Origin of the sequence: Micromonospora sp. NBRC 110037, assembly GCF_001652995.1 — a bacterium.
GTDB classification, from domain to species: domain Bacteria; phylum Actinomycetota; class Actinomycetes; order Mycobacteriales; family Micromonosporaceae; genus Micromonospora; species Micromonospora chalcea.
In genome coordinates, this window is sequence record NZ_BBVA01000017.1 from 1 (window position 1) to 21765 (window position 21765).

Here is a 21765-nt window from a genome sequence, read left to right on the forward strand (position 1 = left end):
TGGAGGGGCCAGCTCGTACCAAGATCCACGGGGACGCCACCCCAGCCCCACCGGACCCCGCCCGACGGGGTCGATCATGAAGTTGGCGGCAGATTTGGAGATCCACAACGCCGTCAACCTCATGATCGACGGGGACAGCCAGCGGGGATCCCGGCGGGGAACGCCGCGCGGGGAGGCCGCGCGTGCGGGGTTGCGTTGACGTCGGCGGCAAGGTTTAGCGTCGATTCACAGGCAGGGACGGGGGCGGCGGATGCGGATCGGGGAGCTGGCGCGGCGGGCCGGTACGAGCACCCGCACCCTGCGCTACTACGAGACCCACGGCCTGGTCCGGCCGGGCCGGTCCGCCAACGGGTACCGGATCTACGACGAGGCGGAACTGCGCGTCGTCCGCGAGATCCGCTCCCTGCTGGCGATCGGTTTCGGCCTGGACGACATCCGTCCGTTCGTCGCCTGCCTGCGCGCGGGGAACGACTCCGGTGACGTCTGCCCCGATTCGGTGGCGGTGCTGCGGCGCAAGCTCGCCGAGGTGGACGACTACCTCGACCGGCTCGGCGACGTCCGCCGCCGCCTGCACGACCAGCTCGCCCACGCGATCGCCCAACGGGAGGAAACATGCCTCAGGACACGGGGACCGGCCGGCTGACCCCGGTCACCGACGACACCTTTACGGCCACCGTGCTGGCCGCCGACCGGCCCGTGGTGGTCGACTTCTGGGCCGAGTGGTGCCCGCCGTGCCGGGTGGTGTCGAAGCACCTGGCCGAGCTGGCCGAGGAGTTCGGCGACGCGCTGCGCTTCGTCACCCTCAACACCGACGAGAACCCGGCCACCACCCGCGCCCACCGGATCATGTCCGCGCCGACCATGCTGGTGTTCCGGGACGGCGAGGTGGTCGGCTCGATCGTCGGCTCCCGCCCCAAGGACCACCTGCGGCGCAGCTTCGCCCGCCACCTGGACGGTTGAGCCGCCGCCGGGCGGGAACGCGCGGGGTGACCACGGACCCCGACGGATCGCGAGGATCGTCATGGCGAAACAGGACAGGTCCCGGGAACAGGAACTCACCGACCAGGAGCGCCGCAAGCGGGAGCTTGAGGGCTCGCCGGACTGGGCCGACCGCGCCTCGACGGCGCGGACATCCGACGATCCGCGGGCCACGGCGCCGCGCGACGCCGGCGGGCGCCCGTCCAACGGCCGCCAGTTCTGAGGGTACGCGTACCGAGCGGTCCCGCCTCTTCGGGGCGGGACCGCTACATGCGTTCCGGCAGGTGCATCAGCGGCGCGCGGCCCTGCGGCTGCTCCGGCTGCGGCTCGGTCGGGTGCTCGGGCGGGATCGGCACGGTGACCGGCTGCGCCGAGGTGACCCGCAGCGGCTCGCCGTGGTGCCTCAGCTCCACCACCGTGTCCGGGCCGCCGTTGCGCAGCGAGTACGTGGTCTGGTGCGGCCGCACGTCGACGCGCAGTCGCATCCCGCGCCACTGGAGCGAGAACTCCAGTCGGCTGAGGCGGCTGGAGAGCCGGGGCGCGAAGGAGAGCGTCCCGTCGTGGTCCCGCAGGCCGCCGAATCCGGCGACGAGCGCGATCCAGGCGCCGGCCAGGGACGCCATGTGCACGCCGTCGCGGGTGTTCTCGTTCAGGTCGTGCAGATCCATCAGCGCGGCCTCGCGCAGGTAGCGGTGGGCCAGTTCGAGGAAGCCGACCTCGGCCGCGAGCACCGCCTGGGTGCAGGCGCTCAACGACGAGTCGCGTACGGTGCGCCGCTCGTAGTAGACGAAGTTGCGCAGTTTCTCGGCGGCGCTGAACGCGTCGCCCCGCCAGTGCATGGCGAGCACCAGGTCGGCCTGCTTGACGACCTGCTTGCGGTAGAGGTCGAAGTACGGGTAGTGCAGCAGCAGCGGGTACTTCTCCGGTGGCGTGTGCTCGAAGTCCCACTCCTGGAACCGGGTGAACCCCTCGACCTGCTCGTGCACCTCGGTCTCGGCGTCGTACGGGACGTGCATGTCGTTCGCGGCGTCCCGCCACGCGGCGGCTTCCTCTTCGGTGACGCCGAGGTCGAGGGCCTGGTCCCGGTAGCGCATCGCGCAGTCCGCGGCGGTACGCAGGTTCCGCTGCGCCATCAGGTTGGTGTAGACGTTGTCGTTCTTCACGGCTGTGTACTCGTCGGGGCCGGTCACGCCGTCGATGTGGAACTGCCCGGCCCGGTCGTGGTGGCCGAGGGATCGCCACAGCCGGGCGGTCTCGACAAGCAGTTCCAGTCCGATCTCGCGTTCCAGTGTCTCGTCGCCGGTGACCAGCACGTAGCGGCGCAGCGCGTCGGCGACGTCGGCGGCGATGTGGAACGCGGCGGTTCCGGCCGGCCAGTACGCCGACGACTCGGGTCCTTCGATGGTGCGCCACGGGAAGGCGGCGCCTTCGAGGTTCAGCGTGCGGGCCCGCTCCTGGGCCTGGGCGAGCGTGGCGTGCCGCCACTGCAGCGCGTCGCGGACCGCGCCGGGCTGGGTGTACGTGAGCACCGGCAGCACGAACATCTCGGTGTCCCAGAATGCGTGGCCGTCGTACCCGGGGCCGGTGAGGCCCTTGGCGGAGATCGGCCGCCGTTCCCCGCGGGCGCCGGCCTGGAGCACGTGGAAGAGGCCGAAGCGGACGGCCTGCTGCACCTCCGGGTCGCCTTCGACGCGCACGTCGGCGGCGTCCCAGAACGCGTCGAGGTATTCCCGCTGCGCCCGGCGCAGCCCGTCCCAGCCGTCGAGCCGGGCCGCGGCGAGCGCCGCGCCGACCTGGTCGCGCAGCGCCGGCAGCGACCGGCGGCTGGACCAGCCGTACGTGAGGTACTTGATCACGTGCAGCTTCTCGCCGGGCTTGAGCACGCAGCCGATGGTGGTGCGGACCCAGTCCTCGTACCCTTCGCTCTCGATCGTGGTGCGTTCGGGGCCGTGCACGTCGTGGCCCATGGCGGCGGCGACCCGCAGGCCGCTGACCTTGGTCCGGTGGATGAGCAGGCCGCCGTCGTCGGTGGTGAGTTCCTCCTCGGCCTGCAGCGGTGACTCCAGTACGGCGGCCACCCGGGGGTCGCGGCTCTGCGGCGGCAGCGTCTCGTTGGCGACCAGCTCGGACTGGAGGATCAGCCGCAGCGGCCCGTCGACCGGCTCCACCTCGTAGTGGATGGCGGCGACCGAGCGCTGGGTGAACGACACCAGCCGGGTGGTGCGGACCTTGACCTCGCGCCCGGCCGGGGAACGCCAGTGCAGGTCGCGTTGGAGCGTCCCGGCGCGCATGTCGAGGACCCGCTCGTGGGCGAGCACCTCGCCGTAGCGGACGTCGAGCGGTTCGTCGTCCACGAGCAGCCGGATCAGTTTGCCGTTGGTGACGTTGACGATGGTCTGCCCCGACTCGGGGAAGCCGAAGCCGGCTTCCGCGTACGGCAGCGGGCGCAGCTCGTAGAAGGAGTTCAGGTAGGTGCCGGGCAGGCCGTGCGGCTCGCCCTCGTCGAGGTTGCCGCGCAGCCCGATGTGCCCGTTGGAGAGCGCGAACACCGACTCGGACTGGGCCAGCACGTCCATGTCGAGGCGTACCTCCCGGACATGCCAGGGCTCGACCGGATACGCCCGTTCCCGGATCACGCGGCCGGCTCCGCCGCGAGCAGTTCGGCGAGGTCGGTGACCACCACGTCGGCGCCGTGCGCCAGCAGTTCGTCGGCCTGGCCGACCCGGTCGACGCCGATCACGTACCCGAATCCGCCGGCCCGTCCGGCGGCCACGCCGGCGAGGGCGTCCTCGAAGACGGCGGCCTGCGCCGGTTCGACGCCGAGCAGCCGCGCGCCTTCCAGGAACGTGTCCGGGTCCGGTTTGCCGCGCAGCCCGTTCGCGCGGGCGACCACGCCGTCGACCCGCGCCTCCAGCCAGTGGTCCAGCCCGGCGGCGTGCACCACGGCGGCGCAGTTGGCGCTGGCCGAGACGACCGCCCGCCGCAGCCCGGCCGCGGTGGCGGCCTCCAGGTAGCGAACCGAACCTTCGTACGCCTCGACGCCGTGCTGCTCGATCCGCTGGAGCAGGACGACGTTCTTGCGGTTGCCGAGGCCGTTGACCGTGTCCGCCTCGGGTGGGTCGTCGGGTGAGCCCTCGGGCAGGGTGATGCCGCGCGAGGCCAGGAATGTGCGCACCCCGTCGGCGCGCGGTCTGCCGTCCACGTAACGGTTGTAGTCCGGTCCGGGGTCGAACGGTTGGAACGGCTCGCCGGTTTCGACGGACCGTCGCCGCAGGTAGGCGTCGAACGTCTCCGCCCAGGCGGCGTTGTGCACCTTGGCGGTCTGCGTCAGCACACCGTCCAGATCGAAGAGACACGCGCTCACGTGCGCGGGGAGGCCCAGCATCGTTTGAATCTATCCAGGCGCCGCGCCGGGCAAACACACTTCGCGGGTCAGCGGTTCGGGCGCAGCGTCCAGATCACGGTGAGCGAGGAGGTGAGCGTGCCGTCCTCGGTGCGGACCTCCACCTCGACCGGGAACTCGGGCCGTCGCCCGGCGTCCAGCTCGGCCAGCACCTCGGCGGGGACACCGCCGAGCCGCGCCGTCGCCAGCACCGGCCCCACCGCCACCTTGAGGTAGCGGATGGTCGCGGTCACGGCCAGGGGTACGGCCCGGTCGAGCACCTGCCCGAACGCGGCCAGGACAACCGCGCCCGAGGCGCTCTCCCCCAGCGTGAACATGGCCCCGGCATGCGGGCCGCCCACGTGGTTGTGGTGCGCCGGGTCGTCGGGGAGCCGGACCACGGCCCGGACCCCGCCCTCGGCCTCGGGCGCCACCTCGACGAACTCGATCCCGAGCGTGCGGGCGAACGGCACGGCGTCGAGGAGACCGGCCGCGACCTGGCGAGAGTCGATGCTCATGCCCGAACGCTACTCGCCGGTAACTTCCCCGGCAAGACACCGGAACACGTTGGCCGAATGTCACTAAATAAGTGACATCCACATCGCCTGACGCTAGCCTTGTCTCTTATTAAGAGACATTGGGACATGAGATGATCTACGCCACCCCAGAACTCAACGATCGCGACGAGACCGTCCTGGCCGAGGTGCATGACATGCGCCGCATGCTCGCCGATGTCCTGCGCACTCCTCGCCGGTGGACCGGTGGCCTCCGGCGCACGATGTTGGCCCGCGCGATTCTCGGCTCCAACAGCATCGAGGGCTACGTGGTCGCCGAGGACGACGCCGCCGCCGCGCTAGACGGCGAGGAGCCGCTGAGCGCCGACGACCGGACCTTCGCCGAGATCCGGGGCTATCGGCAGGCTCTGGGATACGTGCTGCAAACCGCCGGGGATCCGCACTTCCGGTTCGACACGTCGGTGATCCGCAGCATGCACTACATGATGCTCTCGCACGATCTGGGCAAGAGCCCGGGGCAATATCGCAAGAGCCCGATCTACGTCCACGATGAGCGAACCGATGAGCGGGTGTACGAGGGCGCGGACGCCGACCACGTGCCTCACCTCATGGAGGAGCTAACCGAAGATCTACGGTCGGATGTCACCGCCTCTCCGCTCGTCAAAGCAGCCATGGCGCATCTGAACCTGGTGATGATCCATCCGTTCCGTGATGGCAACGGGCGAATGGCACGCGCCCTTCAGACGTTGGTGCTCTCCCGACGCGCGATCGTCGAGCCTGCTTTCTCCAGCATCGAGGAATGGCTGGGCAGCAACACCGAGGACTACTACCGGGTGTTGGCGGTTACCGGACGTGGCCGCTGGAACCCCGAAGGTTCGGCGCACCTCTGGGTGTCGTTCAACCTGCGCGCCCATCACATGCAGGCGCAGACCGTCGCTCGCCGCTTCGAGGAGGCGTCCGGCATCTGGTCGGAGTTGGACGCGATCGTTGCCGAGAACAGGCTCCCTGAGCGGGTGACCGATCTCCTCTACGAGGCAGTCCTGGGCTATCGCATCCGTCGCTCCGGGTACGTCAAACTTGCCGATGTCGAGGACAGGACCGCATCTCGGGATCTGGCCAGCCTTGTCGAGCAGGGCCTTCTGGAAGCACGAGGTGAGCGGCGGGGCAGGCATTACGTCGCCGGCCCCACGCTGGTGACGGTGCGGGAAAGAGTCCATGCTCAGCGCAAACCGATCAGCGACCCCTATCCGGCCATGCCGGTCGTTCTCGCAACCGAGGCTGCCAATACGACCGGGTCAGGTGAACGGTTGTAACCACGGCTTATTTCACGGCGCTGTCGCGGCGTTTCGGCGGCTGTCGACTCCGGGTAGCGAATGGCCCATGAACCGCGATCTCGCGCGCGGGCTGACGGTGGCGTGGGCGCTCCCGGAGTTCCGCGACGGGCTGCGTCACCTCGTCGACCTCGACGAGGTGACAGTGCTGCTGGCCGCACTGTCCCTTCCGGACCGCGACCGCGAGGTCGAGCGCAGCGCGCTGGGCCTGCTGCGGTCCGGGCTCGACAGCACCGAGGTCCGGGAGGCGGTGTTGCTGCTGCTGGAGCGGGACACCGTACGCCGGCCGCTCGTCGCCGCGTCGGTGGAGCCGCTCGCCGACCGTCCCGGCCTGGTCACCGCCGTCACGTCCGCGGCCGAGGACCCCCGGGTACGCCACGAGGTAAGGGCGATGCTGGACAGCCCCGGCGTCCGCGAGCTGATCTGGCGGGCGGCCGACGACCAGGTGAGCGACAACCGGTTCGGGCTGGTCCGCCGGGCGGCGGTGCTGTTCGTCCGGCACCCGAGCGCGCGGCGACTGGCGTGGGCGCTCCGCCGGCACGGCGTGCTCCGCGAACTGCGCCGCAAGGCGTATCCGGAGCCGCATCACCTGATCGGGCCGGTCAGCTCCGCACAGCGGGGCCGGCCCTCGACAGCTCGGCCGTCACTCGTAGCCCATGGCGGGGATGATCTCGCCCAGTTCCCGCTCGACGTACGCGCGGGTGCCGGCGTCGAACTGGTCGTCGCGGTGCGCGAGCCTGCCCGCCTGGAACGTCGACGCGGTGACGGCGTCCTCGACGCCGAGCCGTTCGAACAGGGCGCACCGCTGCCCGGCCCAGTCGGCCGCGAGGTCTTCCGCCTTCACCTCGACGTACCGCCGGGTCGTCAGGTCGGCCGCGTTCCTCCTGGCCAGCCATCGCTGGTAGACCGGCACGAGGTAGGCCAGCGCCCCGTCGACTGTTGACGGCGCCCACGGCTGGGCCAGGTGGGAGGCGAGCACCGAGACCGGGTGCCGTGTGACGTGCACGATCGTCGCCTCGGGGACCAGCTCCCAGAGGAAGTCCATGGCGAAGAGGTTGAACGGCGTCTTCTCGCACCACGTCGGCTTGCCCGCGTCGGCCGCCGCGCCGCCGAACAGCGTCTCGACCAGGCCGCGCAGGACGGCGATCAGCTCGGCCCGGTCGCGGAAGTACCTCGGCACGACCCGTCGTCGGCCCGTCGGCCCGAACGGCCCGGTGGGCCGGTCGCCGTCGCCGAAGCCCGCCGCGGGCGCGGGCTCCTCGAAGGCGTCCGCGATCAACAGCGGCCAGAGCTGGTGTACGGCGTCCCGGTAGCGCCGTTCGCCGACCAGCTCGGGCACGGTCTTGCCACGATCGTCACGCCGTCCGGGCACCCGTACGGTCAGGAAGTCGCTGAGCCGCTGCAGGGCGTCCTCGCCGACGATGGGGTCGTACCGTTCGGTGAGCGCGTCGGCCAGGTCCCGCAGGCCGCCGGGTTCGACGATGAACTTGGTTTCCATCGGGATCCGGTGGATCAGCGGGTGCTGGCCGATGACGTCGGCGATCCGCGAGGTGCCCGAACGACCTGTGCCCGCGACGAAGACCGGTGAGGGGGACGGCATGGGCGGCAGTGAAACTCCCGGCCGGGCGCAGGGGCAATCCATTTATCCCCGCCGGGAGCTGATCGGCCTCCTGGCCGACGCGGTCGGGTCCGTCACCGTGCCGTACCCGACCCGGGTCGCGGTCGACGGGCCGCCCGCCGCCGGCAAGACCACGCTCGCCGACGAGCTGGCCGCCGTCCTGCGCGCCCGGGGCCGGTACGTCATCCGCGCGACCGTCGACGACTTCCTCTTCCCCCGCGCCCGGCGTTACCGGCGCGGCGAGTTCTCGGCCGAGGGCTGCTACATCGACACCCACGATCACGGGTCGCTGAACCGGGTGCTGCTCGATCCGCTCGGCCCGGGCGGAGATCGACGCTTCCGGCCGACGGTCTACGACCACGCCACCGACGCGGTTCTGTCCCCGCCGCCCACGACCGCTCCGGCGGACGCCGTGCTGGTGTTCGACGGTGTCTTCCTCCTGCGCCCGGAACTGGTCGACCGGTGGGAGCTGCGCGTCTTCGTGTCCACCGCGCTCGACAAGACGGTGGACCGGGCCGTGATCCGCGAGAGCCGCGTGTCGACGAGAGCCGACGTCGAGCGGCGCTGGCACGAGCGTTACCTTCCCGCCCAGCGGCTCTACTTCGCCACTGCCCGTCCGGCCGAGCACGCCGACGTCGTCGTGCACAACGACGACCCCGGGCGGCCGATGTGGGAGATCCGGGCGGGCGGGGATGGCAGGCTGGCAGCCATGGACAGGAATCGGGTGGCCGCCTGGATCGCGGCGTACGAGCAGGCGTGGCGCACACCGGGCACTGCGGCGCTCGGCACGATGTTCACGCCCGACGCGACCTACCAGCAGGGGCCGTACCGGGATCCGGTGGTCGGCCTGCCCGCCATCGTCCGCATGTGGGACAGCGAACGCGACGGACCCGACGAGGTCTTCCAGATGACCTCGGAGGTCGTCGCGGTCGACGGCGACACCGCTGTGGCCCGGGTGCAGGTCCGGTACGGCGACCCGGTCCACCAGGAGTGGCGCGACCTCTGGATCATGCGGTTCGCCGAGGACGGCCGCTGCCAGTCGTTCGAGGAGTGGCCGTTCGCGCCGGAACGGCGGACCACCGCCGCCGGGTGACGACGGCGGTCGCTGCCTAACCCCGCTTCGCGTACGCGACGAACGCCGCCCAGCTCGACGACGTGAACGTCAGCGCCGGCCCCTGCCGGTCCTTGCTGTCCCGCACCCCCACCACGCCGGGCAGATTGTCCGCCACCTCCACGCAGTCGCCGGAATTACCGCTGCTGCGGGTGCTCTTGCGCCAGATCGCGCCGGTCAACTCCATCGCTTCGCCGCCTCCGAAATCGCCGCCAGAGTCGCCCCGTGCGGCATCGCCTCCGCACGGCACGACGTCCAGCTCTGCCACTCATTGATTAGCCGAGCACGAACGCTGATCGTCGGACCAGCGTTCGCGACCCGGCTGCCGGTTGACCGCTACGGGTCAGGCGCGCTTGGCGTACGCGACGAACGCCGCCCAGCTCGACGGCGTGAACGTCAGCGCCGGCCCCTGCCGGTCCTTGCTGTCCCGCACCCCCACCACGCCGGGCAGATTGTCCGCCACCTCCACGCAGTCGCCGCCGTTACCGCTGCTGCGGGTGCTCTTGCGCCAGATCGCGCCGGTCAACTCCATCGCTTCGCCGCCTCCGAAATCGCCGCCAAGGTCGCCCCGTGCGGCATCGCCTCCGCGCGGATGGACTCCCACGTCTGCCGAAGTGAGTTCACGTCCACCGTGCGCTCCACGATTGTGCCGTGCAACTGGTTGTCCAGGTAGCCCACGTCGTCACCGTCGGCCGGGGTCGCGAGCACGAAGGCACCGTTGAGCCCCGGATAGGCCCCGGCCGTCTCCGGCACCAGGTGCAGGTGGACCCGGGGTCGCCGTGCCATCTCGATCAGGTGCTCCAACTGCTCCCGCATCACCTTCGGCCCGCCGACCGGTCGAGCCAGCACCGCGTGGTCGAGCACCACCACGAACTGCGGCGGCGTCGGGCCGTCCAGCACCGCCTGCCGAGCCAGCCGGGCGGCCACCTGCTGTTCGACAGCCTCGCCGACGAACTGCGCGGCCCCTTCGTAGAGCGCACGGGCGTACTCCTCGGTCTGCAACAGACCAGGGACCACCAGCGGTTGAAAGCTACGCAGTGAGGCAGCTTCCTGCTCGATGCTCACCCACTCGCGGAACCACGGCATCAGCGCCTCCTGCATCAGCGCGTCCCGGATCCGCACCAGCAGGCCGCCGCCGTTCAGCACCTCGTCGCAGCGCTCGGTGAACTCGGCGCGCGGCGCGCGGCGGCACTGCTCGACGGCCGCCACCAGCGACGCCGAATAGCTCACCCGCTCGCCCAGCGCCTCCTGGGTAAGCCCCGCATCGGTACGTAACCGACGTAGCTCACCGGCGAACAGTTCCCACAACGGCACACGGATCATCTGCACACCTCTGCACACGGCTGCACACGGAAATCGGCCGGTCGGACGGCCGGGAAGGTGGGGGTGGAACGCCTTCCGACCCTAGCGGCGCGGTGACGAGACTGTCACGCAGTGGAATCGAATTCGTCCGATTCCCGCTACCGAGAGGAGTTGCGCCGTGCGACTGCGCTGGTTCCGCTGCCGGGGTGCGTCGGCACCGACACTGCCCCAGCGGGTACGGGGCGACAATCTGCCGGACTGGATGCGGCAACCCACCCGTCCACTCCCGACGATGGATCCCGGCCGGGTCGGCAACCTCACCCCGGCCCAGCAGTGGCGGGCGAACGGCGGTCGCTGGCCGGTCCCGGAGCAGCGCGGCGGCGACGCCGGCAACCGGCGCGACGGCCACGAGGAGCCTCGGTGATCAGCCACCAGCTCGGGCAGCCGCCGGACGGACCCAAGCCGGATCGACCCCGGCCGTACCCGTTGCACGCCACCCCGCACACGCCGCTGCGTCCGATGTGGTGCTGCCGGGCCTGCGGCCAGCCGTGGCCGTGCCCGACGGCCCGTCTGCTGCTGCGCAGCGAGTACGAGGACAACCGGATCGGGCTGTCGATCTACCTGTGCGGGCTGCTGTACGAGGCGACGCGCGACCTCTACCGGCTCAACCCGAACGACGCGCCCGCCCCGGCCGACATGTTCGCCCGCTTCGTCGGCTGGGGCCCGTACCGCCGTCACCCGCCCGTCCCACCGGGCGGCGGCTGTTAACAAGGGGCCCTTCCTCTACCGGAGGCGTTAACAGGGTGCCCTTCCTTTCACCGCCAGCCGACGTCGATGCGGTCGCCTCGCTCGTCGAAGAAGTGCAGCGCGTCCATCCGCACCTGCACGGCGAGCGGGTGCCCGGGCGACACCTGCGGGTACGGCGCGAGCCGTACCGCCAGTTCCGCCGGACGACGGTGGTGGCGGCCCGGGTCGGGCAGCACGCTGGTGCGGTTGCCGCCACCCCCGCCGGCCTCCGGTGACGGGGCTGACGCCTCCGTCGTACGGCCGGTGAGCCGCTGCATCACCTGGTTGAAGCGGCGCAGGCCGCGCTGGCCCGGTGCGGCCTGCTCCACCTGGGTGCCCATCTCGTCGACCACGATCGCGGTGGCGCCGATGTCGAGGAACGCGAGCGACTCGTGGCCGTGGTGCTCCAGGTAGCGGATACGCCCGTGCAGCACGTCACCGGCGGTGTCCGGGGCGACCGGGGTGAGCGCCTCGGCCCGCATGCCGACCACGATCCGCTCGCCGTGGTAGTGCGCCACCGCCCGGCTGCGGATGTCGTCCCAGGGCAGGTAGAGCGACTGCTCGCCGAGGTTCAGCGCCACGTACCGGTCGAGGTGCACGTAGACCGACGCCTCCAGCAGGTTCATCCGGGGGCTGCCCAGGAACGCGGCGACGTAGAGCGTGGCCGGCCGCCCGTACACCTGGGTGGGGGTGCCCACGTCCTGGAGCACGCCCTTGCGCATGATCGCGACGCGGTCGGCCATGGTCAGCGCCTCGGCCTGGTCGTGGGTGACGTAGATGGTGGTGACGCCGAGTTCGCGGGTGAGGCCGGAGATCTCCGCCCGCAGTTCGGCGCGCAGCCCGCTGTCCAGGTTCGACAGCGGCTCGTCCATGAGGAACAGGCCGGGCCGGCGCACTATCGCCCGCCCCATGGCGACCCGCTGCCGCTGGCCGCCGGAGAGCTGGCTGGGCTTGCGCGCGAGTACGTCGCCGATGCCGAGCGCGCTCGCCACGTCCTGGATCCGCTCGCCGCGCGGGCCGGGCTCGATGCCGGAGAGCCGCAGCGGGAAGCCGATGTTGTCGCCCACAGTCATGTGCGGATAGAGCGCGAAGTCCTGGAAGACCATGGCGATCTTCCGGTCGCGTGGCGGCAGGTCGTTGGCCAGCTCACCGCCGAGCAGGATCGCGCCGGAGGACGGGTCCTCCAGCCCGGCGACCATGCGCAGCACCGTCGACTTCCCGCAGCCCGACGGGCCGAGCAGCACCATGAACTCGCCGTCGTTGACGTCCAGATTGATGGTGTCGACCGCGACTGTTCCATCCGGGAACACCTTGGTGACATCCTTGAGCGCGACGGTCGCCACCGCCACCTCCCCAGTTTTCTCTCCCCAAACCCGGGAATGACTGTGACCAGGATCATCTGATTCGCACATCGGGTAAACGTGCCATGTTCGGCTCGTGACAGTCCTATTAAGCGGTATTCGCCGGGCTCCGCAGTTAAGTGACCTGCCGGTAACCACTTTTACGGCATTTCGCCGAGGAACACGCGGCGTACCACGCGCTCGGCGGCGTGCCCATCGTCCAGCGCGCAGAACCGCGACCGGAACGCCGCCCGGGCCCGCTCGGCCGCCTCGTCGTCGACCGCGCCGGACCGGAACACGTCGAGCAGCCCGGGGAAGTCCAGCGCGACGGTGCCCGGCGGCTCGGCCAGCAGGTCGAAGTAGACGCCCCGGGCCACCCGGTAGGCGTCCCAGTCCGGCGCGTAGACCACTATCGGCCGGTCCAGCACCGCGTAGTCGAACATCGCCGAGGAATAGTCGGTGATCAGTACGTCCGCCGCCAGGTAGAGGTCCTCCACCCGGTCGTACGCGCTCACGTCCAGCACGCCGTCCGCCGCCGGTCCCCGGGGATGCCGCTCCCGGTCGTGGAAGTAGTGGCTGCGCATCAGCAGCCGGCCCCGGGGCCCGAGCACGTCGAGCATCCGGTCCGGGTCGAACGGTGGCCGCCACCCGGGCAGGTGCTCGCGGTGCGTCGGCGCGTAGAGCACCACGTACTCGTCGGGTGCGATGCCCAGCGCGGCGCGGACCTGGCCTCGGTCCTCGGCGGTCGCCAGCGCCAGCCGGTCGTTGCGCGGGTAGCCGACCTCGAGCGTCGTGTAGTCCGCCGGGTACGCCCGCTCCCACATCTGCGTGGAGAAGCTGTTCGACGTGATGCTGTAGTCCCAGCGGTCGACCCGGCGCAGCAGCCCGGCGAAGTCCATCCCCATCGCGCCCACCGGGTAGCGCTGCTGGTCCAGCCCCATCACCTTGACCGGCGTGCCGTGGTGGGTCTGCACGTGCACCGAGCCCGGCCGCTTGCGGACGAAGTCCGGGAAGTTGACGTTGTTGACCAGCCAGCGGGCACGCGCCAGCACGCGGTGGTACTCGCGGGTGCCGGCCACCACGTACTCGACACCGGGCGGCAGCGCGGCCACCCGGTCGCGGCGGACGATCCACACGCCGCGCACCTGCGGCGCGAGCCGGCGGGCCGCCTCGTAGATCGCCGCCGGGTTGCACGAGTAGCCCCGGTACCAGTAGGCCGCGTACACGGCGAGCGTCGGGTCGACCGGCCGGTGCAGCTCGGCCCGGTAGTACTCGCCCAGCGCCAGGTCACGGGCCCGCCGGGCGGTACGCCGCACCACCGGCGTGACCCGTCGCCGGGCCCGCCGCGCGGTCCGCCGGGCCGTCTCCGTCGCCTGGTGCGCCTCGCGCAACGCGCTGAACGTCCGCCATCGGCCGGCCGCCACCAGCCGGTGCTTGAGCCCTTCCGGGCCGGGCGGGACCGGATAGCCCTCGGGCGGCAGGAACCGCACGTAGTCGGCGTGCATCTGGGCGAAGAACGGCGCCCGCAGCTCGGGCGCGATCCGGTCGCCGTTGCCGAGCACCGTCAGGTAGTGCCAGATCATCCGCTCGAAGACCGCCGGTCGCAGCCCGGTCACCTGCCAGCGGTCCATCAGCCCGAACACCCGGTGCCACTGGGCGAAGACCTCGAAGTGCCGGTCCCCCCGGGTCTTCGTGATCGCGCCGGTGCGGCGCTGCCGGTAGTTCAGGCAGATCCGGTCGAGTACGCCGATCCGCCCGGCGGCCATCAGCGCCGGATAGCTGAACGAGACGTCCTCGTACCAGCCCGGTTCGAAGCGCAGCCCGTGCTCGATCAGGAACTCCCGCCGTACCACCCGGTTCCACGCGGTGTGCAGCAGCTTCAGCGTCTCCGGCCGGTCCCGCAGCGTGAACGTCGTCGCGCCGGGCGGCACCGGGAACACCTCGCGCATCGCGCTGCGGGTGCCGATGTTGTTCCAGTGCGCCCGGACGTGGTCCACGATCAGCACGTCCGGCGCGGTGTCGCGGAGCCGGTCCGCGACGTGCGGCAGGCAGCCGGGCACCAGCCAGTCGTCCCCGTCGACGAACCACACGTACTCGCCGACGGCCCGGTCCAGCCCGATGTTGCGGGCCGGACCGAGCCCCACGTTCTCGGCGAGGCGCACCGGGCGGACCCGGGGGTCGCGCAGCGCGTACTCGGCCAGGATCTCGCCGCTGTCGTCGGGGGAGGCGTCGTCGACGCCGATCACCTCGATGTCGGCGAACGGCTGGTCGAGGATCGAGTCGAGACATTCCCGCAGGTAGCCCTGCACCTTGAAGGCCGGCACGACGAAGCTGATCAAGGTCACCCCGGCCCGCCCTCCGTCAGCCCGGCGAGCGCACACCCCCACGGGCGCGGGCCGGCAGGACCACCCAGGCGAGGACCACGCTCGCGACAAAAACCACGAGAAGGTACGCACCGAGTGTAGCCAGAGCGATACTCGCATATCCGGCGATCAGCCCGATTGCCAGCAGCAGGGAACGCCCCGGCCAGCCCAGCGTGGCGGCGTGCAGCGGCGGAGCCGACTGCCGCTTCTCCAGCCGGGCGGTCAGGTCGTAGTGGTGCAGCGTCAGCACCAGCACGTACCCGAAGATCAGCCAGGCCGGTGCCCGGCCCGCCACCCCGACCGCGATGGCGAACAGATACTCGGCGGCCCGCAACGCAGCCGGCACCAGCCAGTCCAGCGACCCCTCGTACGGCGCCCGCGAAGCCTGCGCGGCACCCAGCAGCAGCACCAGCGCGAGCACCGGCACGAAGACCGGCAGGTCGCCGCCACCGTGCACCGCGAGCAGCGCCCACACCAGCGTCCCCGCCGCGCCGAGCGCGCCCAGCACCGCCAGCAGCAGCGGCCGCCGCGTGGTCGGCAGCGTCCGCGCCAGCACGCCGTCGTCACGGTGCAGACCCGCGTCCACAGTGGCCATCACCGGCACCCGCATCCACCGCGCCCGCAAGGTCCGCAACCCCCCGGTGTACGCGAACGCCAGCGCCCCCCAGACCAGCACCGCGACCAGCGCCACCAGCGGCCCGAACAGCGCGGCGGCGATCGCGATCAGCGCCCACCGCTCCCCGATCGGGAACACCACAGTGCGCTTCAGCCAGTACGACACCGAGCCGGTGTCCGCCTGCACCCGCGTCGACGCGGCGTTCAGCTTCCCGCCGATGCCGCCCGCGTCGGCGCTCACCACCTTGGGCCGCCGGGCCGCCTCGTCGTGCAACGCCCCGTACCAGGTGTCGGTCATGTGCCGCACGGTCTGCAACGTCATCGCGGCCAGCGCCAGCGCCCAGCCGTACCGGAACCCGGCATGCGTGGCCCCGAAGCCGAGACCGGCGTAGACCACGTACTCCTTGAACCGGTCGGCCATCGTGTCCAGCCAGCCGCCCCAGGCGCTGAAGTGCCGGGTGTAGCGGGCCAGTTGCCCGTCCACGCAGTCGAGCACGAACCCCAGGTAGAGCAGGGCCGCCCCGGCCACCAGCGCGGGCCGTCCACCGACGCCGAACAGCACCGCCGCGGCCACCGCGAACGCCACCGAGACCATGGTGACCCCGGTCGGGCCGATCCCGATGCGCGCCGCCGCCTTCGTGACGTACGGGGACCAGGTGCTGACGAAGAACGTGGTGAAGAAGTCGTCCCGCTCCTTCACCGACAGCTTCAACTCGGCCCGGTCCTCGTCGACAGCGGCCACCGCCGCCTCGGCCGCCGCCCGCTGCGCCTCGTCGCCGACCCGGTGCGCCACGAGCAGACGTACCCGCTGGGCGAAGATCAGCGTGCCGCGGGCGGCGAGGTCGGCCACGAGCCGGTCCACCGCGTTCCGCGGCCCGCCGTCCGTTGCGCCGACGCCCGGCGCGGACGCCGGGTCGGTCAGGCGCGCGTCCGGCGCATCCGGCGCGGTGCCTGCGGCGCGGCGGGCGGCGTCGGCGAGCGCCGGCAGGTCGGCCGGGCCCACCCGCAGCGCGCCGCCGAACACGCCGCTCGCGTCGGCGGCGTCGACCTCGACCACCTGGCCGCGCTCCTCGCGCACGGTGGCCTGCCCGGGAGCGGGCGGATCGGTGAGCACCAGCGCCACCGTCGGCCCCACCGGGCTGGTCGCGAGATGCTTGAGTACGGCGGTGTGCGCCACCAGGTCCGCGCCGCTCACCAGCACCGGGCCGGTCGCGGCGGCCACCAGGTCGGCCAGCTCGGTCAGGTCGGCGGCGATACGCACGTCGTCCGCCCCGGCCCGGCGCCACTGCGCGGCCAGGCGTTCGGTGAGCGGTTCCCCGGCGGGCCGGCCGGGCTCGGTGAGGTGGCCCGCCGCCGGGTCGGCGGCGAGCACGATCGCGAGCGTCACCGCTTCGCCGCGTCGGCGTAGGCCGCCAGCGCCTCGTCGATCGTCCCGTCGACGATCAGCCGTCCGGCGTCGAGGTAGAGCCCCCGACGGCAGAACCGGGTGAGGTCCTTGTCGTTGTGTGACACCAGCACCAGCGTGCGCCCTTCCGCGAGAAGTCGCTCGATGGTCGCATAGCACTTCGCGCGGAACTCCGCGTCCCCGACCGCTGTCACCTCGTCCACAAGCAGCACCGGGTGCGGCAGGTGCGCGATCACCGCGAAGCCCAGCCGCACCTTCATCCCCGACGAGTAGTGCCGCACCGACGTGTCGATGGCGCGTTCCACCTGCTCACCGGCGAACGAGACGATCTCGTCGAAGTGTTCCCGCAGGTACGCCGACGACAGTCCGTGCAGCCCGCCCACCAGGTACAGGTTCTCCCGCCCGGTCAGGTCCCCGGAGAACCCGGCGGACAGTTCGAGCAGCGGCGCCACCCGGCCGTGCACCCGGATCGAGCCCTCGTCCGGGATGAGCACACCGGCGATCAGCCGCAGCAGCGTGCTCTTACCGGTGCCGTTGCGCCCCACCACGCCCACCGTCTCGCCCGGTTCGATCCGGAACGACAGGTCACGCAGCGGCCAGAACCGGCCCGCGTCCGGGTCGCGGGCGCCCCGGTGCACGATCAGCTCCCGCAGCCGCAGCTGGCGGCGCCGGTTGCGGACGAACCGGATACCGAGCCCGTCCGCCTCGATGATCGGGGCCATTCAGAGTTCCTTCAGCACTGCCGGTTCGAGGCGGTGGAACGCCCACCAGCCGAGCGCCAGAACTGCCACGCTGCCGGTCACCGTGATGACGAGAAGCCGGGCGTCCGGGAACTCGTCCGGATACCAGACCGCGTGGTGCAGCTGGAAGATCCCGACCAGCGGGTTCAGCTCGTACCCGATCTTGAGCCAGCCCGGCATGCCCGACTCCCGCACCAGGTCGAGCGGATAGATGATCGGCGTCGCGTAGAACAGCAGCCGGATGATCAGCCGCATGGTGCGCTCGATGTCGCGCATCAGCACGTTGCCCGCCGACAGCAGCAGCGCCAGGCCCACCAGCAGCACGAACTGCACCGCCACCGCCAGCGGCAGGGCGAGCAGACTCCAGCCGGGGCGGATCTTCCCCTGGCTCGCGTAGATCGCCGCGACGGCGACCAGGATCGGCAGCCCGGCCAGGTACTCGGCGAAGCGGCCGGTGACCCGCCCGATCGGGAAGATCGGCCGGGGCAGGTTCATCGTGGTGATCAGCCGGGACTGCCCGGTGAGCGCGTTGGCGGCCTCGGTCAGCGCCGAACTCGCCCACATCCAGGCGAAGATCCCGGTGATCAGGAACAGCGGGTACGACCCGGCCGCCTCCCCCAGGTGCCGCCGGGTCGCGCCGGAGTAGAGCACGCCGAAGACGAACCAGTAGATCAGGCCCATGCCGAGCGGCTCGATCAGCGACCAGAAGTAGCCCAGCACCGACTGCTGGTACTTCACCGCGAGATCCCGCCGGACCAGGATGCGCAGCGAGGTGCGGGCGGACCAGAGCGCCGCGACGCCTGACGTCACCGCATGATGGTCGCTTTGTCAGTAGCGCTCCCGGGCCGGGTGCGGGCCGGGATCACCCCAACGAGGTCAGCACTCGATCACGTTGACGGCGAGCCCGCCCCGCGCGGTCTCCTTGTACTTGACCTTCATGTCCGCGCCGGTCTCCCGCATGGTCTTGATGACCTTGTCCAGCGACACGTGGTGCACCCCGTCGCCGCGCAACGCCAGCCGGGCCGCGGTGATCGCCTTGATGCTGGCCACCGCGTTGCGCTCGATGCACGGGATCTGCACCAGGCCACCCACCGGGTCGCAGGTCAGCCCGAGGTTGTGCTCCATGCCGATCTCGGCGGCGTTCTCCACCTGCTCCGGCGTACCGCCGAGCGCCTCGGCCAGCCCGGCCGCCGCCATCGAACACGCCGACCCCACCTCGCCCTGGCAGCCCACCTCGGCCCCGGAGATCGACGCGTTCTCCTTGAACAGCACACCGATCGCGCCCGCCGCCAGCAGGAACCGGACCACGCCCTCCTCGGACGCGCCCGGCACGAACCGGGTGTAGTAGTGCAGCACGGCCGGGATGATCCCGGCGGCGCCGTTCGTCGGCGCGGTGACCACTCGCCCGCCGGCCGCGTTCTCCTCGTTGACAGCCAGCGCGAACAGCGTCACCCAGTCCATCGCGCGCAGCGGATCCTGGGCGCCGGTCTCCGCCTCCAGGCTGCGCCGCATCTCCGCCGCGCGCCGCCGGACCTTCAACCCACCCGGGAGTACGCCGTCACGGGTGCAGCCGCTCTCCACGCACTCGCGCATCACCCGCCAGATCTCCAGCAACCCCGCCCGCACGTCCGCCTCGCTACGCCAGGACAGCTCGTTGGCGAGCATCACCTCACTGATCGACAGCCCGGTGCCGGTGGTGACGGTGAGCAGTTCCGCGCCGGTGAGGAAGGGGTGCTTCACACGGGTGCTGTCCGCCTTGATCCGGTCCGCCCCGGCGGCCGCCTCGTCCACCACGAACCCGCCACCCACCGAGTAGTACGTGCGCGTCCGCACCTCGTTCCCGGCCACGTCGTACGCCGCGAACGTCATCCCGTTCGGGTGGTACGGCAACGACCGCCGACGGTGCAGCACCAGATCCGTGTCCGGATCGAAGTCGACCCCCTGACTGCCGAACAGGTCGAGCCGCCGCTGGGTGCGGATCCGCTCGACGCGCGGCCCCACCGAGTCGGTGTCGACGGTCTCCGGGACCTCGCCCTCCAGCCCCAGCAGCACCGCCCGGTCACTGCCGTGCCCGTGCCCGGTCGCGCCGAGCGAGCCGAACAGCTCCGCCCGTACCCGCGCCACGTCGGCGAGCTGCCCGTCGGCCTTCAAACCCGCCACGAACGTACGAGCCGCCCGCATCGGCCCGACCGTATGCGAGCTGGACGGCCCGATACCGACACTGAAAAGATCGAAAACACTGATCATTTGCTGCTTTCCTCGCCGTCGTCCCCGTTGTGCGGATCCGAGCCGGTGCGTGGGGTTGCCGCCCCCGCCAGGCGGGACGGCCGGCGCCCAGGGTGGGGGCGCCCGACCCGCGAGCCTACCCCGCCCTCGTGATACCCGCCCCCACTCCGCCCCATGCCCGCCCGCGAGGAAGCGCTGTCCCCTCCGGCCCCCACTCCCCCCGTCGATCTTGGAGTTGTGGCGCCCGGATGGCGGCATTTACGACCTTCGTGAACCACCACAACTCCAAGATCGCCGCACAGCGCGGCGGGAGGCCGGCTCCCGGCTCCCGGCTCCCGGCTCCCGGCTCCCGGCTCCCGGCTCCCGGCTCCCGGCAGATCTTGGAACCAAACGGCCCCCATAGGGACCCTTTCCTTCCAAGATCTCCACGAATCCCACTCAACGGAACGCCAGTCCCGCACCACGGAACGCACTCGCCGCAACACGCGACCGAGCGCGGCTCCCACCGCACGCCACCCCGTCAACTGCCGCGATCTTGCACTTCCCGCCCCGTCAATCCAGAGCAAATAGGGCACGTCGAGGGCCTCAAGTACAAGATCGCGGGAGGCAGAGGGCGGGAGGCGGGAGCGGGAGGGGGAGCGGGAGGGGGCGGGAGGTAGGGCTGATGGTGTGTCCAGCAGTGCGGAAGCGCTGAGCAGGAACCGCAGTTCCCCGACCCGTGACTGCGGGACCACCTCGGACCGGAAACCGCGGCGGCGACCCGGGAGTCTCCGCGGTGAGTCGGTGGGGACGGTCCGGGGTATGCACCTACGGGTGCCCGGGTCGCCGATCATCCTCGGGGCCGAGGGCGCGGCGCGCACCCCTCTCTACCGTGGAATCAGCGCGGCGGATCGCCGCAGAAGTGGGAGACGACGATGAGTCGCAAACTGGTCCGGCCCCGCCAGGGGCGCATGATCGCCGGTGTCTGCGCCGGCCTGGGGCAGCGGTTCGGCATGTCGGCCGGCCTGGTCCGGCTGCTGTTCCTGCTGTCGCTGCTGCTGCCCGGCACGCAGGTGATCATCTACCTGATCCTGTGGGTTCTGATGCCGAACGAGGACCGCTACCTCGCCACCCGCTGACGCGACACGAAGCCGGGACACCGGCACACACGCGACGCGCCCGCCCCGGACCATCGGGGCGGGCGCGCGGCGTCAGCGCACCAAGATCAGGGCGCGGTGTAGGTGACAGTCACCTTCTCGTAGCCGAGCGAGCGCAGCAGCCCTTCCAGCATCTTGCGGGTGTTCTCCTCGGCGCGGGCGGCGAGCCCACTGTCGCGGGCCGCCGCGGTGATCCGGTCCTCGGCGAGCTTGTAGATCTGCTGCTGCCGGTTGGGGTCGCCGGCCACCAGGTCGTTGAGCCGGTTGATCAGGCCGCGCTGCTGGGCGAACACGTAGCTCTTGTCCATGTCCAGGTCGGTCTCGCCGAGCTGCGGCGCGGGCAGCTTGATCTCGGCGGACTTGCCGTCCTCGGAGACCGTCACCGCGCCGTCGGCGATCTTCGCGAAGTCGACGTACGCCTCGACGCGGCCCGCCCCGACGAACAGCGTGCGCTCGTTGAGCAGGAAGTCGGGCACGTTGCGCCGGTCGTTCTGCACGTCCACCACGACCTGGAAGTTGCCCTCGGCGGCGACGTAGCGGCTCAGGTCACGGATCGACTTGAGCAGCGGCGGCTGGCTGCGGTCGGTCTGCTCCTTGGCGAACGGGTTGCGGAAGTCGGGCAGCAGACCGGTGGCCTGCACGCCGAGCAGCACCACCACCGCCAGCGCCGCCGCGCCGAGCACCCAGAGCAGGCCACGAGCCGCGCCGCCGCCCGACGCCGGGGCGCCCGGACCGGGCTCGCGATCGGGATCGCGGCCCGGGTCGGGCGAGCCTTCCGCCCGGTCGCGAAGGGACTCGCTGGTGGGGTAGTCCGGGAACTCCCGGGTGGGCTCGTTGATGTCACCGTCGCGGGCCATCGCCCTCACCGTCCTCGTCCGACACATCGACTGACAAAGACGGTACGGCCACCGTGCGAC

At 71.4% G+C, this 21765-nt stretch carries 22 protein-coding genes and 1 pseudogene; 9 read left to right on the forward strand and 14 right to left on the reverse strand.

Translation table 11 applies throughout. The features are described from left to right. The first annotated feature begins 250 nt into the window (after positions 1 to 250). The 3 genes from A4R25_RS29430 to A4R25_RS29440 all read left to right on the forward strand — a co-directional run bounded on the left by A4R25_RS29430 (position 251) and on the right by A4R25_RS29440 (position 1201). A complete protein-coding gene (locus tag A4R25_RS29430; RefSeq protein WP_043327105.1) occupies positions 251 to 643 on the forward strand; it encodes a MerR family transcriptional regulator in 393 nt (130 codons plus the stop codon). Continuing rightward, entirely contained in the window at positions 613 to 960 is a 348-nt protein-coding gene (locus tag A4R25_RS29435) for a co-chaperone YbbN (RefSeq protein ID WP_064448789.1), read from the forward strand. Before A4R25_RS29430 ends, A4R25_RS29435 begins: the two co-directional genes overlap by 31 nt. Positions 961 to 1021: 61 nt before the next feature. Beyond that, positions 1022 to 1201: a hypothetical protein gene (locus A4R25_RS29440; RefSeq protein WP_030503531.1), complete on the forward strand. Its 180-nt coding sequence runs from the start codon at positions 1022 to 1024 to the stop codon at positions 1199 to 1201. Between the two features lie 43 nt (positions 1202 to 1244). Here the strand turns inward: A4R25_RS29440 and A4R25_RS29445 are convergent, their stop codons facing one another. Genes A4R25_RS29445 through A4R25_RS29455 form a run of 3 tightly spaced genes read right to left on the reverse strand, consistent with a single transcriptional unit; the run spans position 1245 to position 4878 of the window. After that, positions 1245 to 3614 carry a glycoside hydrolase family 65 protein gene (locus A4R25_RS29445; RefSeq protein WP_043327109.1) on the reverse strand — a complete coding sequence of 790 codons (2370 nt, stop codon included), beginning with the start codon at positions 3612 to 3614 and terminating at the stop codon, positions 1245 to 1247. Continuing rightward, on the reverse strand, positions 3611 to 4363 hold the full coding sequence (locus A4R25_RS29450) for an HAD family phosphatase (protein ID WP_064448790.1): 753 nt from the start codon (positions 4361 to 4363) through the stop codon (positions 3611 to 3613). Before A4R25_RS29450 ends, A4R25_RS29445 begins: the two co-directional genes overlap by 4 nt. A gap of 47 nt (positions 4364 to 4410) precedes the next feature. Continuing rightward, positions 4411 to 4878, reverse strand: a complete 468-nt coding sequence (locus A4R25_RS29455) for a DUF4442 domain-containing protein (protein WP_030503534.1) — start codon at positions 4876 to 4878, stop codon at positions 4411 to 4413. A gap of 131 nt (positions 4879 to 5009) precedes the next feature. Between A4R25_RS29455 and A4R25_RS29460 the strand changes: the two genes are divergently transcribed. Next, positions 5010 to 6188, forward strand: a complete 1179-nt coding sequence (locus A4R25_RS29460; RefSeq protein WP_064448791.1) for a Fic family protein — start codon at positions 5010 to 5012, stop codon at positions 6186 to 6188. 661 nt (positions 6189 to 6849) lie between these two features. Here A4R25_RS29460 and A4R25_RS29470 read toward each other — a convergent pair. Continuing rightward, positions 6850 to 7806 (reverse strand): sulfotransferase, encoded by a 957-nt coding sequence (locus A4R25_RS29470; RefSeq protein WP_231915665.1) that lies wholly within the window; start codon positions 7804 to 7806, stop codon positions 6850 to 6852. Between A4R25_RS29470 and A4R25_RS31970 the strand changes: the two are divergent. Both A4R25_RS31970 and A4R25_RS31975 read left to right on the forward strand, forming a co-directional pair. After that, positions 7805 to 8509 (forward strand): annotated as a pseudogene (locus A4R25_RS31970) (hypothetical protein); the annotation flags it as partial. The gene A4R25_RS29470 and the pseudogene A4R25_RS31970 sit on opposite strands and share 2 nt — an antisense overlap. Positions 8510 to 8533: 24 nt before the next feature. Then, positions 8534 to 8917, forward strand: coding sequence for a nuclear transport factor 2 family protein (locus A4R25_RS31975; protein ID WP_043327117.1), 384 nt, complete (start codon positions 8534 to 8536; stop codon positions 8915 to 8917). Between the two features lie 16 nt (positions 8918 to 8933). On the opposite strand, the gene A4R25_RS29480 is transcribed toward A4R25_RS31975, so the two are convergent. The 3 genes from A4R25_RS29480 to A4R25_RS29490 form a co-directional block, all read right to left on the reverse strand. Beyond that, entirely contained in the window at positions 8934 to 9122 is a 189-nt protein-coding gene (locus tag A4R25_RS29480; protein WP_064448795.1) for a DUF397 domain-containing protein, read from the reverse strand. Positions 9123 to 9278: 156 nt separating this feature from the next. Further along, positions 9279 to 9467 (reverse strand): DUF397 domain-containing protein, encoded by a 189-nt coding sequence (locus tag A4R25_RS29485; protein WP_043327121.1) that lies wholly within the window; start codon positions 9465 to 9467, stop codon positions 9279 to 9281. Beyond that, positions 9458 to 10258 carry a helix-turn-helix transcriptional regulator gene (locus A4R25_RS29490; RefSeq protein ID WP_064448818.1) on the reverse strand — a complete coding sequence of 267 codons (801 nt, stop codon included), beginning with the start codon at positions 10256 to 10258 and terminating at the stop codon, positions 9458 to 9460. Before A4R25_RS29490 ends, A4R25_RS29485 begins: the two co-directional genes overlap by 10 nt. Positions 10259 to 10529: 271 nt before the next feature. On the opposite strand from A4R25_RS29490, the gene A4R25_RS32065 reads away from it, so the two are divergent. Both A4R25_RS32065 and A4R25_RS29500 read left to right on the forward strand, forming a co-directional pair. Further along, positions 10530 to 10661, forward strand: coding sequence for a hypothetical protein (locus A4R25_RS32065; protein WP_255361313.1), 132 nt, complete (start codon positions 10530 to 10532; stop codon positions 10659 to 10661). Then, positions 10658 to 11005 (forward strand): hypothetical protein, encoded by a 348-nt coding sequence (locus A4R25_RS29500; protein ID WP_043327125.1) that lies wholly within the window; start codon positions 10658 to 10660, stop codon positions 11003 to 11005. Before A4R25_RS32065 ends, A4R25_RS29500 begins: the two co-directional genes overlap by 4 nt. 47 nt (positions 11006 to 11052) lie before the next feature. Here A4R25_RS29500 and A4R25_RS29505 read toward each other — a convergent pair whose 3' ends face one another. The 6 genes from A4R25_RS29505 to A4R25_RS29530 all read right to left on the reverse strand — a co-directional run bounded on the left by A4R25_RS29505 (position 11053) and on the right by A4R25_RS29530 (position 19733). Then, positions 11053 to 12366: an ABC transporter ATP-binding protein gene (locus A4R25_RS29505; RefSeq protein WP_064448797.1), complete on the reverse strand. Its 1314-nt coding sequence runs from the start codon at positions 12364 to 12366 to the stop codon at positions 11053 to 11055. A gap of 158 nt (positions 12367 to 12524) precedes the next feature. Then, positions 12525 to 14708, reverse strand: a complete 2184-nt coding sequence (locus tag A4R25_RS29510; RefSeq protein ID WP_064448798.1) for a bifunctional glycosyltransferase family 2 protein/CDP-glycerol:glycerophosphate glycerophosphotransferase — start codon at positions 14706 to 14708, stop codon at positions 12525 to 12527. Positions 14709 to 14724: 16 nt separating this feature from the next. Continuing rightward, positions 14725 to 16728 (reverse strand): CDP-alcohol phosphatidyltransferase family protein, encoded by a 2004-nt coding sequence (locus A4R25_RS29515; RefSeq protein WP_064448799.1) that lies wholly within the window; start codon positions 16726 to 16728, stop codon positions 14725 to 14727. Beyond that, positions 16725 to 17468, reverse strand: a complete 744-nt coding sequence (locus tag A4R25_RS29520) for an ABC transporter ATP-binding protein (protein ID WP_030503547.1) — start codon at positions 17466 to 17468, stop codon at positions 16725 to 16727. Before A4R25_RS29520 ends, A4R25_RS29515 begins: the two co-directional genes overlap by 4 nt. Beyond that, the gene (locus A4R25_RS29525) at positions 17469 to 18296 is read right to left on the reverse strand and encodes an ABC transporter permease (protein ID WP_064448800.1); all 828 of its coding nucleotides are present in this window, start codon (positions 18294 to 18296) and stop codon (positions 17469 to 17471) included. 66 nt (positions 18297 to 18362) lie between these two features. Beyond that, complete coding sequence (locus A4R25_RS29530; protein ID WP_064448801.1) at positions 18363 to 19733, reverse strand: L-serine ammonia-lyase; 1371 nt, start codon at positions 19731 to 19733, stop codon at positions 18363 to 18365. 893 nt (positions 19734 to 20626) lie between these two features. Here A4R25_RS29530 and A4R25_RS29535 point away from each other — a divergent pair. Then, complete coding sequence (locus tag A4R25_RS29535; protein WP_043327136.1) at positions 20627 to 20830, forward strand: PspC domain-containing protein; 204 nt, start codon at positions 20627 to 20629, stop codon at positions 20828 to 20830. 86 nt (positions 20831 to 20916) lie between these two features. Here the strand turns inward: A4R25_RS29535 and A4R25_RS29540 are convergent, their stop codons facing one another. Next, entirely contained in the window at positions 20917 to 21705 is a 789-nt protein-coding gene (locus tag A4R25_RS29540; RefSeq protein ID WP_043327138.1) for a DUF4230 domain-containing protein, read from the reverse strand. Positions 21706 to 21765 lie beyond the last annotated feature (60 nt).